The organism is Pseudoalteromonas sp. TB25 (assembly GCF_000497995.1).
GTDB classification, from domain to species: domain Bacteria; phylum Pseudomonadota; class Gammaproteobacteria; order Enterobacterales; family Alteromonadaceae; genus Pseudoalteromonas; species Pseudoalteromonas distincta.
On sequence record NZ_AUTI01000396.1, the window covers coordinates 1 to 16,552 of the forward strand.

Genomic DNA, 16,552 nt, shown 5'->3' on the forward strand with positions numbered 1-16,552 from the left:
CCATGCTGCCAATATGGATACATTAATAGCGCTTGGTACAGGTACTGCGTGGTTGTATTCAATGTTTGTGGTAATAGCACCAAACTTATTACCACAAGTCGCAAGACACGTATATTTTGAAGCATCATCGATGATCATCGGTTTAATTAGTTTAGGGCTCGCTTTTGAAGTAAAAGCACGTGGGCGCACCTCACAAGCAATTAAACGCTTAATTGGCCTGCAACCAAAAACTGCACGCGTAATTCGTGATGGTCAAGAGCAAGACATCGACATTAGTGATGTTGTAAAAAATGATGAAGTACGCGTACGCCCGGGTGAAAAAATCCCTGTGGATGGCGATGTTATTGAAGGCAGCAGTACGGTTGATGAGTCAATGCTTACTGGTGAGCCAATGGCCGTCCGCAAAAAAACGGGCGATAAAGTCGTTGCCGGAAGTATTAATAAAAGTGGCACTTTATTATTTAAAGCCACGCACATTGGTAGCGAAACCACACTTGCCAATATTATCAATATGGTAAAGCGTGCACAAAACTCAAAGCCATCAATAGGGCGCTTAGCTGATGTTATATCAGGAATATTTGTACCAACAGTCATGATTATTGCGGTGCTTGCAGGCCTTGCATGGTTAAACTTTGGACCTGAGCCATCAATTGCTTATGCCGTTGTTGCGGTTACCACTGTACTTATTATTGCTTGTCCTTGTGCGCTAGGACTCGCAACCCCTATGTCGGTTATGGTGGGTATTGGTAAAGCTGCAGAGTCAGGAATATTAATTCGAAATGGTGAGTCGCTGCAAACAACATCTAAAATCACCACCATGATTTTAGATAAAACAGGCACTATTACTCAAGGCACACCGCAAGTTACCGATGTAGTTACCTTTAATAACAGTGATGAAAATACAGTAATGCAACTTGTTGCAAGCCTTGAAAGTAGCTCAGAGCATCCACTAGCCCAAGCAATTACGGCACACGCTAAAAAGCAGGGCTTAGCTTTAAGTAAAGTAGCCGACTTTAATGCAATTACAGGTAAAGGTGTCACTGGCAGTGTTGACGGGCAAACATTGTTGTTTGGCAATAAAGCGCTAATGGATAAATACAACGTGGCCGTTGATGATGCAATCGAGCAAGCTCAAACACTTGCCAGTGATGCTAAAACGCCCATGTATTTTGCAAGTAATAATAAGCTCCACGCTACTATTGCAGTAGCCGATCCAATTAAAGAGGATTCAGTTGAAGCTATTAAACGCCTGCAAGATAAAGGTACCCACCTAGTCATGCTAACAGGTGACAACAAAGCCACTGCACAAGCCGTTGCTAAACAAGTTGGTATTGATGACTTTATTGCAGAAGTAATGCCCGATGATAAAGTAAACGAAGTAACAAAACGCCAAGCAAATGGTGAAATAGTGGGTATGACAGGTGATGGTATTAACGATGCTCCCGCACTTGCACAAGCCGACGTAGGATTTGCAATTGGTACAGGTACCGATGTTGCAATAGAAAGTGCAGACATTACCTTAATGCGTGGTTCGTTACATGGCCTTGCTGATGCAATTGCAGTGAGTAATGCAACTATTTCAAATATTAAACAAAACCTATTTGGTGCCTTTATTTATAACGTGGCGGGNGATTGCAGCCGGCGTGTTGTATCCATTTTTTGGCATCCTACTTAACCCTGTTGTTGCAGGTGCAGCTATGGCACTTTCATCGCTTACAGTGGTAAGTAACGCTAATCGCTTACGTTTTTTCAAACCAAATAAATCGTAATTTAAGCTAAGGAGTACATTATGTTGATGATTAATATAGGTGGTGCACTGTTAATAGCTGCAATTATTTATTGGTTTTGGCTATACAAACCAGAGCAAACACAAAGTGATGACAACAAAGTAACGATAGTCGTTGATAACGGTGTTTATAAGCCAAGACACATTAAAGTGGCAGCCAACAAAGAGGTTGTACTTACCTTTGATAGAAAAGACAGCGCGCCGTGCGCCGAAACAGTGGTATTTCCACAGCTTGATATAAGTAAAACGCTGGCAATGGGTGATGGCAATACGGTTAAACTACCTGCGCTTGAAGCCGGTGAGTATGACTTTCATTGCCAAATGCAAATGTACAAAGGCAAGCTAGTTGCAGAGTAGTCTGAACTAAGTAGGTGTTGGGGTCGTATAGTTGCCTTATATAAGCTATGAGTAGGAGTGGTTACATTAAATGAATAAACTAAACCCTAAAAAATTATTGAATAGTAAATGGACCGCATCACCTGCTATAAATAAAGAAAAACACTTCATTATTGTTGAGGTGGAATTTGATGAAGACGGCAATGTAATTGAATGTATTACTGAGGCTGTTATGTCAAAAAATCAATATCCAATTAGTTGGCGAGATTTAAAGGATAACCAAAAGTGGCTGCAAGGGTGGAAGTAGTTTAAATCTACATAATTTACCTCACTCCAATAGCTGGCACGCGATGTAGGTTTGCTTAATTTAAGCAAACCTACATTTTACAGCGCATTAAACTATGAGTTGAATGCTACAACTTAGCTTTAGCATTGAAACCTTCCTAGATAAATTCGCCATTTGGCAACAAAACAGTTAATTTCAAAATATCTTTCCAAAATTTTTATAATAAATTTCAAAAACAATATAACTTACTGATTGTAAATAAATTAATTATTTAATAGCCGCAAATAAATCCTATGTAATTTCCATGTTCATATTCAGTTTATTTTGAAGGCTAACCTAAACGCCCCCTTATTGGCTTTTTAGCAAAAGTGTGTCTTTTTAATTAAACTTAACCAATTGATTTATAATGGTTTATTATTTTTAGTTAAACGGCTGTTGCTAAATAGCAACAATAACACCTCCCCAAATTAAGCTTTTCTCGCTTTATATCATTTAACTCATTGTTTTTAAATAATAAATAAAAAGTGGCACCGAAGTTGTAATACCTAGAGTGTATTAAGCAAAACGTGATGAAAGCCAAAGGCCTTAATCGCAACAACCCAATGAAGGAATACTATTATGAAAACATTTCAATCAACATTAGTACTAATGGCGCTAGCTTCTTCATCAGCGGCTTTTGCAGCAACAGATTTTGATACGCTAGACGTAGATGGTAATGGCGCAATCAGCCAAGCCGAAGCCTCAGTAGATGCTGAGCTTTTAAGCAAGTTTGAAGAACTCGATACTAACCAAGATGGTGAGCTATCTGAAGATGAGTTTTCTAAGGCCTAAAATTAAAGCCTTAAGCAGTTAATGCTCTGTGATGTTATCTAAATTCTGAGTTGCCAAAGACAACCTAAGTAGGCAAGGGAGCCTACTAAAAAGAATAACCAGGAAGTGACTAGAGAGCACTATAGAGCAAATTTATTTAGGACACCGCATACTTTTGAAGGATTAAATTATGAAAAAGCTACAATCAACATTTGTACTTATGGCTATTGTTTCTTCGTCAGTAGTATTTGCAAGCACAGACTTTGAAACACGCGATGCAGACGACAACGCTTCAATTAGTCGCTCTGAAGAATCGGCGCAAGTGATAGAGCAATTTGACGAGCTGAATGTTCAAAGTAGCGGTGGTCCGACAGAAAATGATTTTTTTGAATATTAATTTATAGACACTTTACTCCTAAAGGATCTTTGAAAAGGACTTCTTACCCCTAATCAGGCCCAAAGCCTAAGGAAACGATTATGAAAACATTACATAAAACTCTAGCTCTTGTAGCCCTAGCTTCTTCTTCAGCGGCGTTTGCTGCGGTAGATTTTGATTCTTTTGATACAGATGGCGACGGGGTAATTAGCAAAACAGAAGCCCAAGTAAATTCGCAACTAGTACAGCTTTTTGATCAATTAGATACAGATGGAAATGGCGAGTTATCTAAAGAAGAGTTTTCGAAGGTTCAGTAATAAGCTCTATGTAGAACCTTACCAGTCATACTCACAAAGCAGCTAAGTAATTAATACTTAGCTGCTTTTTTGTGCATTTAATTTAATATATTACTATTTAGTCACCAAAGTAGTGCAAAACTTGAGTTTGAATAGTGTCAAGTTACTGATTGTTAAGTTATTTTATTGTTGGTTTTAAACTTGCAAATCTATTTATAACTTAGGTTAATGAGTATTTAAAATGGCGCGAATGAGTTATATCAGTAGTGTTGAGCGCTACCACGAATATGAGCATGTAATACACAGTTTACTTGAATCTATTTTAATGAGTATTGAGGACGGATTAACTAAAGAACGTGATACTCGCTATCTGATTAAGCAGTACCCATTTTTAGAATTACAATATTGTTTAAATGCAGAAGGTTTGCAGCAGGGTAATAACGTCTGCTTTAAACGCGCATACAGCAAAAAATTAGGTGAAAGTGGTAATCAACAAGATTTAAGTGAGCGACCCTATTTTTTGAACGCTAAAGCAAGTGATAAAGTGTGCTTTACTGATCCCTATATTTCTATAGCGACTAACCATTTATGTATATCGGCGATTAAAGAGCTAAAAAAACCAATTAATAATCAACATTACTTGGTTGTTGATGTGAGCTTAACGCAGCTTATTGAGTTTGTAATGGGTGATACTGCGCGCGCTAATATGTCGCCTTACTTCAAGGCGGGTTACGGTATTATTGTGGCGTGCTTATTTTGCTTAGTATTATTTTTACTAAATATCGTTTTTAGTGATATATACGCTCTATTAACTCATGTAGATACCTCATCAGACCCACTTGAACCCTTTAGCATCATTATTTACATCACCCTAGCATTAGCAGTATTCGATTTAGGTAAAACAATACTCGAAGAAGAAATCCTGATGCATAAGGATATTTTTAGGCACTCGTCTACGCGGCGCACTATTACACGGTTTATCTCTACTGTGTTGATTGCTATATCAATTGAGGCGCTGTTAACTATGTTTAAAGCGGCGTTGGGGCAATCGGAATATTTAATGCCTGCCATAGCGATGATGCTGGCAGTGGTAGGGCTTTTAATTGCACTGGCTATTTATGTTTATTTAGGGGCAAAGGCCGAAACGCTATTAATGCGCGCTCGTTTAAAACAAAAATCCTCCAAGTAGGAGGATTTTTATATTACATAACTATTTAATAGCTATTTATTGCTTATCTTGCGCGCGTTTGGCTTTAAAGTCAGACTCGCTCGTCCACTTTGGCCAATCGCCATTATTTGCAAGCTGTGTGGCTATATCAACAATAAGATCTATATCTTGCTTAACACCACCTAACGACCAACCAGCTGAGTAGTCGTCTGCTTCTTTATGGTATTTAAGCGCAATGTACTCAGGATCGGTATCACCCAGACTCATAAATAATAAACTAGGCACGCCTTGCTTAGAAAGCGAGAAATGATCTGATCTAAAAAACAAACCATTTTGCGGGCGAGGATCCATTTTAACAACACGGCCTTGTGATTTTGCAGCCTTTGCTAAATAGTTTTCCATTGTCGATAAATCTTTACCGTATTGTAAAATGTAGTCAGTGCCATCAAGCACGTTCATGCCATCAATATTTAATAAACCGACCATTTGTTTTGTAGGTACAACCGCACCTGATGCAAATTCTTCAGAACCAATTAACCCTGTTTCTTCTGCTGTAAAGTTAGCAAAAATAATTGAGCGTTTAAATGGTTTTTGCTTGTTCATTTCGCTCATTATACGTGCTATTTCAAGCGTGGCTGCAGTGCCTGAAGCGTTATCTACTGCGCCATTATAAATCTTAGGGCCAGTATCAGTTTGTTTAGTACCAAAGTGGTCCCAGTGAGCGCTAATAACAACGTATTCGTCAGGTGATTCGCTACCTGTAATTTGTGCAACTACGTTATGCGATTTGGCATGTGATACTTCGTTTTTAAAGGCAAGGTTTGCTTTTAAGTTAAGTGGCGTCGCTTTAAAGTCATTATTTAATGCTGCTTGTTTTAAATCTTGATAGTTAAGCTTTGCGGCGTTAAACATTTGCTCGGTCGCATCAAGTGTTAGCCAGCCCATAACCGGTAATTTAGACGCGTTTAAATTGTTATCCATTAACGTGTATTTAGTGCCGGTGTTTGAACTTTCAACTACGCCCCAAGGATATGCCGCAGGCGCGGTTTCATGAACAATAAATACAGCCTTTGCACCTTGGCGAGCGGCTTCTTCATATTTATAAGTCCAACGACCGTAGTAGGTCATTGCATTACCAGTAAAAAGGGCGTCGTTTTGAGTAGCAAAGCCTGGATCGTTAACTAGCACAACCACAGTTTTACCAGTTACATCAATATTTTTATAGTCATTCCAGTTATATTCTGGTGCATTAATACCATAGCCAACAAATATAACGTCAGAATTGCGTACATCAATTAATGGCTGAAGTTGCTCGGTACGTGCGGTAAAGTCTTTACCTGATTCAAAGCTTAAATCACCTACCTTTAACTGCATATCCTGATTAGCTGTCACCATTGCCATTTTTACAGGCTGTAAGTATTTACCTTTATAAGCACCGGTTAAACCCAACGCTTTATATTGCTCGCTTAAGTAGCCTACGGTTTTTACTTCACCATGAGTAAGCGGGCCTCGGCCTTCAAAGTCATCAGAGGCTAGCGTTTTAATATGCTGTTTAATATTGCTAAGGCTTACACCTGCTGTATTTTCTAATGGAGTTTGTTCGCTTGCAGGCTCTGAGCAGCCAAAGAGTGCAACTAGCAAGCTTAGGCTAGCGCTTTTTAAAAGAGTAGATGCCATAGTCTTCATATTGTTATTTAATTAGGCTTTCAATATAAAGGAAGCACCGCAGCGATGTCGAATTTTTATAGAGAACTTTTCATTCAATTGCAGATTGATATTATAAGGCGTATAAATAACGAACAATCTAAAGGAGCACATAATGGGCCAATGTAAAAAAGTGGGTATTTATAGCTAGTGGCATTGCATTTTTTGCTGCTGCAATATTAGCTGAGCAGGAGACATTTTTTGTGCTGTCTGCTTCTTTTATAATACTGGGCACTATAAGTATAAAAAAAGCGATTTAATAACCGCTTAGTTTTTTTAGCTAAATATAAAGCTTAAATACAATACTTGGCACTAAAAGCAAAAAACCAGCATTAGCTGGTTTTTTTTGCATAGGTTGCAGTTAGCTTTATGCGTCTGCAAGTTTTACGCGGATCTTACTTTTATCAACAGTAGATTGGTTAAGTGCAGTAATTGCGCTTTTACTTTCTATGTCGTTTGGCATTTCTACAAAGGCAAAACCTTTAGATTGGCCAGTTTCTTTATCAAGTACCAAGTTACAAGTAGTCACTTTACCGTGCTCTGCAAATAAAGTACGAAGCTCATGCTCAGTGGTAGCACGAGACAAGTTACGAACTAATAGTTTCATAATGAACCTAAATAATTATGTCAGTATTAATTATCTCAAGTAACTCAGGTTTAACCTAATTTTATTTTAAAACAAATATAAATAAACACTCTATAGAAATAATTTTTTGTATCACTATGAAAATAATAGATTTTATAATTAAATTTAAAATATCAGTAAATTGGTAATTGAGTTGTGGTTATTTGTACAATAAATTGGTAAGTTCATATTTAATTAACTTACTATTAACCGCAGAACTACTCATGTCTAAATATACCCTTAAACCCTGTAATACAGTTACAGCTATACTTCTATCTTGTTTAGTTACTGGTTGTGGCAGCTCAGGCTCTGATCCTACGGTGCAAAATAATGAAGCGATTTCTTCACAAACTCCTGCAACAATTGGTGGTAACACTCTAGGTGAAGTTATTAGCGATAGTAATGATGCAATAACAGGCTCGTTAACTATTACGGATCAACAATCAGGTGAAGCTGCTTTTGTAGCACAAGAAAATAGCGCTACAAGCTATGGTTTTTTTAGCTTAAATGCTGGTGGAGATTGGTCATACACACTTGACGATTTAAACGCTTCAATAACATCTTTAAGTGAAGGTGAAACACTACAAGATACAATAACAGTAAACTCTGTAGATAGTACCAGCGCACAAATTATCATAACAATTGTAGGTGCACCAATAGCTCAAGCTGATGGCTTTGAGAAAATATCACACGTTTTATTGCGATCAGATGGCGTTAATTCGGGGCTTGACGCATACACGCTTATTGAAAATGCCTTCGGCGAAGGGTCAATTGAATCTCCAGACTTATATGCTGGCAATCATCAAAGTGTTGTCCATATTATTGAAGATACCGATACGATAATTGGTAACCATTTTGTCTTTTTAGCTCACCGAGATGATGACCAAGATAAAGACAAAGGCGCAAGTGATAGACAACGTAACGAAATAAAAACCTACGATAAATCACCACAAGAAACACTGGCGTTTGAGGGTGAGACATTTCAATATAGCTGGAAATTTAAAGTAAGCAGCGAGCTTGAGCTTACGAGTAAGTTTAGCCATTTTTTTCAAATAAAAGCCCGAAATGACAGCAACGATAATACTAATGGTAATGACGACCAGCCTGTTATTACGCTCTCGGGTGCACAAAAAAACAGTACAGGCAATCAACTGCAAGTGCGATATAGTGCAGGCTTTGATGAAAACGGTAACAGCACAGGGCTTGATAAAAACCTCATTGAAACCGACTGGTCACTCATTACAGATGAATGGGTCAAGGTATTTGTACAAGCTACATTTAGTGAAAACGGTAAGTTTGATATGACGTTAACGCGCTTAAGCGATAATGCAGAGATATTTAATATAAGCGAGCAAAACATAGATATGTGGCGCGGCTTTAGTGATGCTGATTTTGCTCGTCCTAAGTGGGGAATATACCGCTCAATTGTTGAAACCGACAGCCTTCGCGCTGATGAAGAACGTGTTAGGTTTGCTGATTTTTCTATTACAAAAGGTAAGATAGCGCAGTAAGCTATTTTATCAATTAGCATGAAAAAGCCGTTAATAATTATGCATCATTAACGGCTTTTTTAATTTTTTGATAAAAGTGATTATTTCACTTCTTTACCCGCTGCTTGTTGATCAGCATGGTAGCTTGAACGTACAAACGGGCCAGAAGCCGCGTGAGTAAAGCCAATTTCGTCTGCATACGCTTTTAAGCCGTCAAACTCTACTGGTGGCACGTAGCGCTTAACCGGTAAGTGATGCTTAGAAGGTTGTAGGTACTGGCCTACAGTTAGCATGTCAACGTTGTGAGCACGTAAATCGCGAAGTACTTCTTCAATTTCGCTAATTTCTTCACCTAAACCAACCATTAAGCCTGATTTAGTTTTTACTTCTGGGTGAGCTTCTTTAAAGCGACGAAGTAATTCTAAAGACCATTTATAGTCAGCACCTGGACGAGCTAGTTTGTATAAACGTGGCGCAGTTTCAAGATTGTGGTTAAACACATCTGGTGGCGTCTCGATTAGTATCTCTAGTGCGCGGTCCATTCGGCCACGAAAATCAGGTACTAAGATTTCGATAGTAATAGTTGGATTATGTTTACGAATCTCGCGAATACAATCGGCAAAATGCTGTGCACCACCATCACGTAAATCATCACGGTCAACTGAAGTGATTACAACGTAGCTTAGCTTCATATCTTTAATAGTAAGTGCTAGCTTTTCAGGTTCAGTGGCATCAGGTTTTAATGGGCGACCGTGAGCAACATCACAAAATGGGCAACGACGAGTACAAATAGCACCTAAAATCATAAAGGTAGCTGTACCGTGGTTAAAACATTCAGATAGGTTAGGGCACGAAGCTTCTTCACATACCGAGTGTAAGCCATGCTTACGTAGCGCTTTTTTAATACCGTCAATACGATCGGTTGATTTAGGTAAGCGAATTTTTAACCATTCTGGCTTACGCAACATTTCAGTTTTTTCTGTAGGTAAAACTTTTACTGGGATCAACGCCATTTTTTCTGCGTCGCGTAGTTTTACACCTGGTTCCATTTTGACTGGTTTATTCATTCGTTTTCAAACCCTTCAGTATGCTTAACCTGTGTTGCATTAAGCTTCTTGATCATGTGTTTCACCAATCCTTCACCCGCACTTTCTAGGTTTTGAGGACCATCTAATTCTTTAGTTTGCACCATATTCATGCCCGCATAACCACATGGGTTAATGCGTAAAAATGGACTTAGGTCCATGTTAACATTTAATGCTAAGCCATGAAACGAGCAACCACGACGAACCCTTAAACCAAGGGATGCAATTTTACTGTCATTAACGTATACACCTGGTGCATCAGCTTTAGCATAAGCTTCAATACCATACTCGGCGAGTGATTCAATAATGCACTCTTCAAGCCAAGTAACCAGTTCACGTACACCAATCTTTAAACGACGTAGATTAAATAATACATACATCATTTGCTGGCCAAGGCCGTGGTAAGTTACTTGCCCGCCACGGTCAACTTTAATCACCTCAATGTCGCCTGGAGCTAGTAAGTGTTCGTCCTTACCAGCCTGACCTTGGGTGAATACACTCTCGTGCTCTACAAGCCAAATTTCATCTGGCGTATTTTCATCACGGGTGTCGGTAAAGTCCTGCATTTTTTGCCAAATTGGCATATAACGCTGACGACCCAGTTGGCGTACGATCAAAGTGTTTTCGTTCACAACAAATCTCAACTATGGATTAAAGCATGTGGCGTACGTCATCAATATTGCTGATCACGTTGTAAATTTCTTCAATGTGTTTGCCACTAGTAACTGTTGCTACAAGGCTTACTGACTCGTAATTACCTTTGCTGCTTGGTTTTACTTTAGGGGCGTAATCGCCAGGTGCTATTGGTTGTAACTTAGCTAAAATTTGATCAGTTAAGTTTACGTTAGCTAAACCCATTATTCTGAATGTAAATGGGCAAGGGTACTCTAGGTACTCATCAAATTTAGTATCTTTAACAGGTTGAACCACGACGGTGACTCCTCATACAAAAGTGTGGACTCTATGCAAGCTTGAAGCTTAATACAGATAGGCAATTAGCAGTCTTGCTTATATGGGGCGCATTCTAACATTTTTCAAGCAAAAAAAAACGCCTCACAGTGGAGACGTTTAAATTAGTTACCTAGTTAATAGGGGAGATATAAATTACTGCATGATCTGTAAGCGTAAGTAATCATAAATTTTGCTAAAGAAGCTGCCTTCTTCCACTTCTTCAAGTGTAACTAGTGGGTATTGAGCAATATCTTCGCCCTCTAGTTGTAAGAATAACGTACCTACTTTAGTACCTTTAGCAAGTGGTGCTTCAAGCGTATTATCTAGCTCAAAGTTAGCTTTAAGGTTTTTATGCTGACCACGTGGGATAGTAATTGGTGTATCTTCTAAAATACCTAAAGATACGTTCTCTTTGTTACCCATCCAAATACGTTGTTCTGCAAAGCTATCGCCTGCTTTGTACGGAGTAATTGTTTCATAAAAACGAAAACCATAGTTAAGTAGCTTTTTACTTTCTACTTTACGAGCTCGTTCGCTTGAGGTACCCATAACAACAGCAATTAAACGCATATCGTTTTTAGTTGCTGAGGTAACTAGGCTGTAACCAGCTTCTGATGTATGCCCTGTTTTAATGCCGTCAACATCTAAGCTTTCATCCCATAATAATGAGTTACGGTTATATTGCTTAATGCCGTTATAAGTAAATGACTTTTGCTTATAAAGTGCATATTCATCTGGCACATCACGAATAAGAGCAGCACCAAGTGTCGCCATATCGCGTGGAGTTGTGAAGTGCTCGTCAGTATCAAGGCCGTGGCTGTTGATAAAGTGACTGTTGCTCATACCTAATTTAGCAGCATGGGCATTCATTAAATCAGCAAATGCGCTTTCGCTTCCAGCAATATGCTCAGCCATTGCTACACATGCATCATTACCTGATTGAATAATAATACCGTGGTTAAGCTCATCAACACTAATTTGTTTACCTACTTCAATAAACATCTTTGAAGATTCTGGAAAGTTTTTAGCCCATGCTTTTTCGCTTACCGTTACCATATCGGTAGTGGCAATATTACCTGCTTTAATTTCAGTACCAATTACATAACTGGTCATCATTTTAGTTAAACTTGCAGGTGCTAGCTGTGTATCGGCTTCACCTTCAGCAATAACTTTACCAGTTGTAAAGTCGACTAAAAAATAACCTTTCGCATTAACTTGAGGTGGTGCCGGAATAATTTGGGCGCTGGCTGAGAATACGGCGGCTGTACAAACTAGGCCGCATACACCTTTGAGGATTTTATGTTTAATAGATTTCATCATACTCATTAATGGTTAAAGTTAAAGATTCGCGTTACGCCATTTTATACCCAAACTACCCCGAGATGCGAGCATCTTGGGCTGGTTTGGGTATTAGTCTTACTGAGTGTAAAGCAAGAACGCGTTTTGAAATTGATTTTCTTTTAATTTTTTTAATACTTCGTTTGCATGAGGGGTATCTTTTATTGGCCCTAAATGCAGTCTGTAAATATCGTCTTTTTGCACAATATTTGTTGGTAATTTGTATTGCTCTCGCAATGTGCTGGCAAGTGCTTCAATATTAGCAAGTGTACTACCTGCAGCTACCTGAATATAGGTTTGACGCGCAGTTGCGCCCGCAAGCGTAACGGCCTCTAGCTTAACCTTTGCTGTACCATGGGTGTAGTAGCCAAGCTTATAAGCGGCTGCGTACGAAAGATCAATTATTCTATCGTCATGAAATGGGCCACGGTCGTTCACGCGTACGATTACCGACTTACCATTTGCTGTATTGGTTACTTTAACAAAGCTAGGTAGTGGCAGCGTTTTATGCGCTGCGGTCATGGCAAACATATCATACGTTTCACCATTTGAGGTGTGATAACCATGAAATTTACGACCATACCAAGAGGCAATGCCTTCCTCACTATAACCCGTCTCATCAAGCATGGGCGAATAGCTTTTACCAAGCACTGTGTATGGGCGGCTAGCGCTAGCACTTTTAGTGGTTTCGGTAACTATAGCGTCTTGCATCTCAAGTGTAGTTGGAGCTCTTAATGGCGCTGCATCATGACGCATACTATAACGGCTACTTGGCCCACTACTACAAGCACTTAAAAGTAAAATTAATAATGTAGTAAATATAAACTGATTCGTGTGTCGCATTATTTTAAAAGCATCCTTTTATCTGTCGCGATTGACATAATAATGCCAAATCCTGCCATTAACGTCACCATCGATGTACCACCATAACTAATCAGTGGTAAAGGTACGCCTACAACAGGTAATAAACCCGATACCATGCCTATGTTTACGAATACATATACAAAAAAGGTGAGGGTGAGTGCGCCTGCGAGCAATTTACCAAATGCATCTTGTGCATTAACAGCAATGTATAAACCACGACCAATAATAAATAAGTACAGGCTAAGTAAAACACATACGCCGAATAAGCCAAATTCTTCGCTTAAAACCGAAAATATAAAGTCGGTGTGGCGCTCTGGCAAAAACTCTAATTGCGATTGTGTACCAAGCAACCAGCCTTTACCTTCTATGCCGCCTGATCCAATAGCAATTTTCGATTGAATAATATGATAACCCGAACCAAGCGGATCGCTCTCAGGATCTAAAAAGGTGAGTACACGTTGTTTTTGATAATCGTGCATACCGTAGTGCCAAAATGGCCATGCAGCAAGCGCTACAATCGAGCTTAAAAACCCTATTAAACGCCAACTCAACCCAGACAAAAATAATACAAATATACCTGAGCTTGCAATAAGTATAGCGGTACCTAAATCGGGTTGTTCTTTAATTAATAATGTAGGGAGCATTACAATCATAAAACCAATAATTAAATGTAGCGGGCGAGGTGGTAAGTGATTTCTACCTATATACCAAGCCACCATCATCGGGACTGCCAACTTCATTAATTCTGCAGGTTGAAACCGTGTCACCCCTAAATTGAGCCAACGCTGCGCGCCTTTTGAGCTTACTCCAAATAAAAGTACACCGACTAGCATTAATAACCCAACACAATAAAGTGGGATCACTAACCGCTTTAACGTGGCAGGCGAAAACTGGGCTAAAACAATCATAGCAACAATCGCACCGCCCATGCGGGTCATATGCCTAATCATCATAGAAGACTCTTGCCCGCTTGCGCTGTAAACAACCATTATGCTGCCAGCCATCATTATAAGTAGTGCAATAAGCAGCGGTAGGTCGAGGTGCATACGCATCCAAATAGAGCGTTTATCGTGCAAAGCGGTCATGGTGTCTCGTTCCTTGCAAGATTAACAGGGTTGGCTGCAAAGTAGTAATCCATAAGTTGGCGAGCTATTTGAATGCCGCCGTGGTTGTTTTCTAATACAACAGAAACCACAATTTTAGGATCGCTATAAGGTGCAAAGCCTACATAAATTGTATTATCGCGTTGGCGCTCTTTTAGAGATTCTGCATCGTAACGCTCACCTTGGGCAATACTAACTACTTGCGCGGTACCGGTTTTACCAGCCGAGTCGTAGTTAGTCCCTTTAAATGCTTTGTGGGCTGTGCCTGATATTTTTTGTACTGTATTATGCATTGCATCTAACGATACTTGCCAATGGCGCGGATCTTTTAAAATAACAGGAGGTTTTTCTTCGTTGTTAATTTGCGTTATGTCGCTATCTTTTTTTATTACTTGCACCAAATGAGGGGGATGATTAATACCACGATTAACTAATATGTTAGTTGCATTTGCAATTTGAATTGGTGTGGCAGTCCAGTAACCTTGGCCAATGCCTACCGAAATAGTATCACCAGGCCACCAAGACTCTTTAAAGCGTCCTTCTTTCCATTCTTTTGAAGGTAGAATAGCAGTAGTTTCTTCGTGAATATCAATACCTGACAAATCACCGTAGCCAAAACGGGCCATAAAATCGCTTATTTTAGTAATGCCTAATCGATAAGCCGCATCGTAAAAATAGGTATCGCACGACTCTTCAATGGCTTTGTATACATCTACATGACCATGGCCCCAACGTTTCCAGTCACGCCATTTATGCTCTACGTTTCGTATTTCAAAAAAGCCTGGATCCCACATTGATGTTGTTTCATTTACTATATTTTCTTCAAGCGCTAATACAGCCATTAAGGGCTTTACCGTAGAGNATAACGACCTTGCGTAGTACGGTTTATTAATGGCCGGTCTTGGTTAAGCAGCGCTTTATAATTTTTGCTGCTAATGCCGTGTACAAATAAGTTTGGATCGTAACTTGGGTTTGAATAAAGTGCCAGCACGCCGCCATCTTTGGCGTCCATAACTACAACAGCGCCACGCATATCTTTAAGCGCATGTTGTGCTATTTGTTGCAAGCCCACGTCTAAAGTAAGTACTAGGTCGCTACCAGGTTGCGGTTGGGTCATGCTCAGGGTGCGTATTACACGGCCACGGTTATTAACTTCTACCCGTTGTGAGCCTACTTTACCGTGCAGTGTTTCTTCGTAATATTTTTCTATGCCGAGTTTGCCAATGTCGTGCGTAGCGCGGTAATTGGTTGCACGGTCTTCTTGTTCTAATTGGTTTAGCTCTTTTCTATTAAGCTTGGCAACGTAACCGAGCGCATGCGTTAGTGTGTCGCCAAATGGGTAGTAGCGTGCAAGGCGTGCCTCAATGCTAAAACCAGGGAATTTATGTTGATTAACCGAAAATTTCGCCACTTCTGTTTCGTCTAAGCGAGCTTTTAATACTTGTGATTTAAAACGACGGGTGTGTTTTATATCTTTTAAGAAGTCTTGTTTGTCTTGCTCTGTAATCGCAATTATTTTACTTATTTGATCAAGCGATTCGTCAAGGTCGTCTACCTCTTCGGGGATGACCTCAAGGTTGTAAACAGGTTTGTTTTCAGCAAGTAGCACACCGTTACGGTCGTAAATTAAACCACGGTTGGGTGCAATAGGAATAACTTTAATACGATTATCGTTGGAGCGGGTTTGGTAGTCTTGGTGATCTTCGACCTGAATAGTATAAAGATTAGAAAGCAATACTGCGACTAATCCTAATACAAAAACAAAACCCACGAATGCTCGCCTAGCAAATAAGTTTGCTTCTGCGGAGTGGTCACGAATAGTGGGTCTATGTTTTAGCATGGCAAGGGGTTACTCGCGATGATAAGGATGGTTGTTATTTAAGCTCCAGCCTCGGTAAAGGCTCTCTGCAACAATTATACGCACCAAAGGATGCGGCAATGTTAGATTAGATAACGACCATTTTTGCTCAGACGCTGCAATACACTCTGGAGCAAGTCCTTCAGGTCCGCCAATAAGTAAACTTACATCGCGGCCATCGAGTTGCCATTTTTCCATATTTTTAGCAAGTTGGTGAGTATCCAGTGCTTTCCCTGTTACCTCTAACGTTACAATACGATTGCCTTTTGGAATAGCCGCTAATGTTTTTTCACCTTCAATGTGTAAAATACGCTTTATATCTGCATTTTTACCACGTTTACCGGCTGGAATTTCGATTAACTCTAGCGCCATATCCTTAGGGAAACGGCGCTGATATTCTGCAAATCCCGTTTCTACCCATGCTGGCATTTTAGTACCAACAGCAATCATTTGTATTTTCACGTATTACTTCCAAG

16 protein-coding genes and 2 pseudogenes are annotated in these 16,552 nt (G+C 39.6%); 8 read left to right on the plus strand and 10 right to left on the minus strand.

All coding sequences use genetic code 11. The features are described 5' to 3' along the window. The 7 genes and pseudogenes from L652_RS01000000124040 to L652_RS0117520 form a co-directional block, all read left to right on the plus strand. Window positions 1–1,769: pseudogene (locus L652_RS01000000124040) on the plus strand (copper-translocating P-type ATPase); the annotation flags it as partial. A 20-nt stretch (window positions 1,770–1,789) separates the two neighbouring features. Next, the gene (locus tag L652_RS0117495; protein WP_024596090.1) at window positions 1,790–2,143 is read left to right on the plus strand and encodes a cupredoxin domain-containing protein; all 354 of its coding nucleotides are present in this window, start codon (window positions 1,790–1,792) and stop codon (window positions 2,141–2,143) included. Window positions 2,144–2,213: 70 nt separating this feature from the next. Beyond that, the gene (locus L652_RS0117500) at window positions 2,214–2,429 is read left to right on the plus strand and encodes a TIGR02450 family Trp-rich protein (RefSeq protein WP_024596091.1); all 216 of its coding nucleotides are present in this window, start codon (window positions 2,214–2,216) and stop codon (window positions 2,427–2,429) included. Between the two features lie 597 nt (window positions 2,430–3,026). After that, a complete protein-coding gene (locus L652_RS0117505) occupies window positions 3,027–3,239 on the plus strand; it encodes a calmodulin (RefSeq protein ID WP_007585535.1) in 213 nt (70 codons plus the stop codon). Between the two features lie 169 nt (window positions 3,240–3,408). Continuing rightward, a complete protein-coding gene (locus L652_RS0117510; RefSeq protein WP_024597050.1) occupies window positions 3,409–3,615 on the plus strand; it encodes a hypothetical protein in 207 nt (68 codons plus the stop codon). A gap of 80 nt (window positions 3,616–3,695) precedes the next feature. Continuing rightward, entirely contained in the window at window positions 3,696–3,911 is a 216-nt protein-coding gene (locus L652_RS0117515) for an EF-hand domain-containing protein (RefSeq protein ID WP_024597051.1), read from the plus strand. A gap of 220 nt (window positions 3,912–4,131) precedes the next feature. Further along, complete coding sequence (locus L652_RS0117520) at window positions 4,132–5,079, plus strand: PDC sensor domain-containing protein (RefSeq protein WP_024603579.1); 948 nt, start codon at window positions 4,132–4,134, stop codon at window positions 5,077–5,079. Window positions 5,080–5,115: 36 nt separating this feature from the next. On the opposite strand, the gene L652_RS0117525 is transcribed toward L652_RS0117520, so the two are convergent. After that, window positions 5,116–6,735 carry a M28 family metallopeptidase gene (locus L652_RS0117525; RefSeq protein ID WP_024597052.1) on the minus strand — a complete coding sequence of 540 codons (1,620 nt, stop codon included), beginning with the start codon at window positions 6,733–6,735 and terminating at the stop codon, window positions 5,116–5,118. 394 nt (window positions 6,736–7,129) lie between these two features. After that, window positions 7,130–7,369, minus strand: a complete 240-nt coding sequence (locus L652_RS0117530) for an RNA-binding protein (RefSeq protein ID WP_002958513.1) — start codon at window positions 7,367–7,369, stop codon at window positions 7,130–7,132. 242 nt (window positions 7,370–7,611) lie between these two features. Here L652_RS0117530 and L652_RS0117535 point away from each other — a divergent pair, with 242 nt between their 5' ends. Next, window positions 7,612–8,898 carry a VCBS domain-containing protein gene (locus tag L652_RS0117535; RefSeq protein ID WP_024597053.1) on the plus strand — a complete coding sequence of 429 codons (1,287 nt, stop codon included), beginning with the start codon at window positions 7,612–7,614 and terminating at the stop codon, window positions 8,896–8,898. An 80-nt stretch (window positions 8,899–8,978) separates the two neighbouring features. Here L652_RS0117535 and lipA read toward each other — a convergent pair whose 3' ends face one another. The 8 genes and pseudogenes from lipA to rlmH form a co-directional block, all read right to left on the minus strand. Continuing rightward, window positions 8,979–9,944: a lipoyl synthase gene (gene lipA, locus L652_RS0117540; protein WP_002958515.1), complete on the minus strand. Its 966-nt coding sequence runs from the start codon at window positions 9,942–9,944 to the stop codon at window positions 8,979–8,981. After that, a complete protein-coding gene (lipB, locus tag L652_RS0117545) occupies window positions 9,941–10,594 on the minus strand; it encodes a lipoyl(octanoyl) transferase LipB (RefSeq protein WP_024597054.1) in 654 nt (217 codons plus the stop codon). The genes lipA and lipB overlap by 4 nt, the downstream gene beginning before the upstream one ends. A 19-nt stretch (window positions 10,595–10,613) precedes the next feature. Next, the gene (gene ybeD, locus L652_RS0117550) at window positions 10,614–10,892 is read right to left on the minus strand and encodes a DUF493 family protein YbeD (protein WP_002958517.1); all 279 of its coding nucleotides are present in this window, start codon (window positions 10,890–10,892) and stop codon (window positions 10,614–10,616) included. A gap of 174 nt (window positions 10,893–11,066) precedes the next feature. Then, the gene (locus tag L652_RS0117555) at window positions 11,067–12,230 is read right to left on the minus strand and encodes a serine hydrolase (protein ID WP_002958518.1); all 1,164 of its coding nucleotides are present in this window, start codon (window positions 12,228–12,230) and stop codon (window positions 11,067–11,069) included. Window positions 12,231–12,329: 99 nt separating this feature from the next. Next, entirely contained in the window at window positions 12,330–13,094 is a 765-nt protein-coding gene (locus tag L652_RS0117560; protein WP_024603580.1) for a septal ring lytic transglycosylase RlpA family protein, read from the minus strand. Further along, window positions 13,094–14,200, minus strand: coding sequence for a rod shape-determining protein RodA (rodA, locus tag L652_RS0117565; protein ID WP_002958520.1), 1,107 nt, complete (start codon window positions 14,198–14,200; stop codon window positions 13,094–13,096). Before rodA ends, L652_RS0117560 begins: the two co-directional genes overlap by 1 nt. Next, window positions 14,197–16,058: pseudogene (mrdA, locus tag L652_RS01000000124045) on the minus strand (penicillin-binding protein 2). The gene rodA and the pseudogene mrdA overlap by 4 nt, the downstream one beginning before the upstream one ends. Before the next feature lie 9 nt (window positions 16,059–16,067). Next, on the minus strand, window positions 16,068–16,538 hold the full coding sequence (rlmH, locus tag L652_RS0117575; RefSeq protein ID WP_002958522.1) for a 23S rRNA (pseudouridine(1915)-N(3))-methyltransferase RlmH: 471 nt from the start codon (window positions 16,536–16,538) through the stop codon (window positions 16,068–16,070). Between the last annotated feature and the right edge of the window lie 14 nt (window positions 16,539–16,552).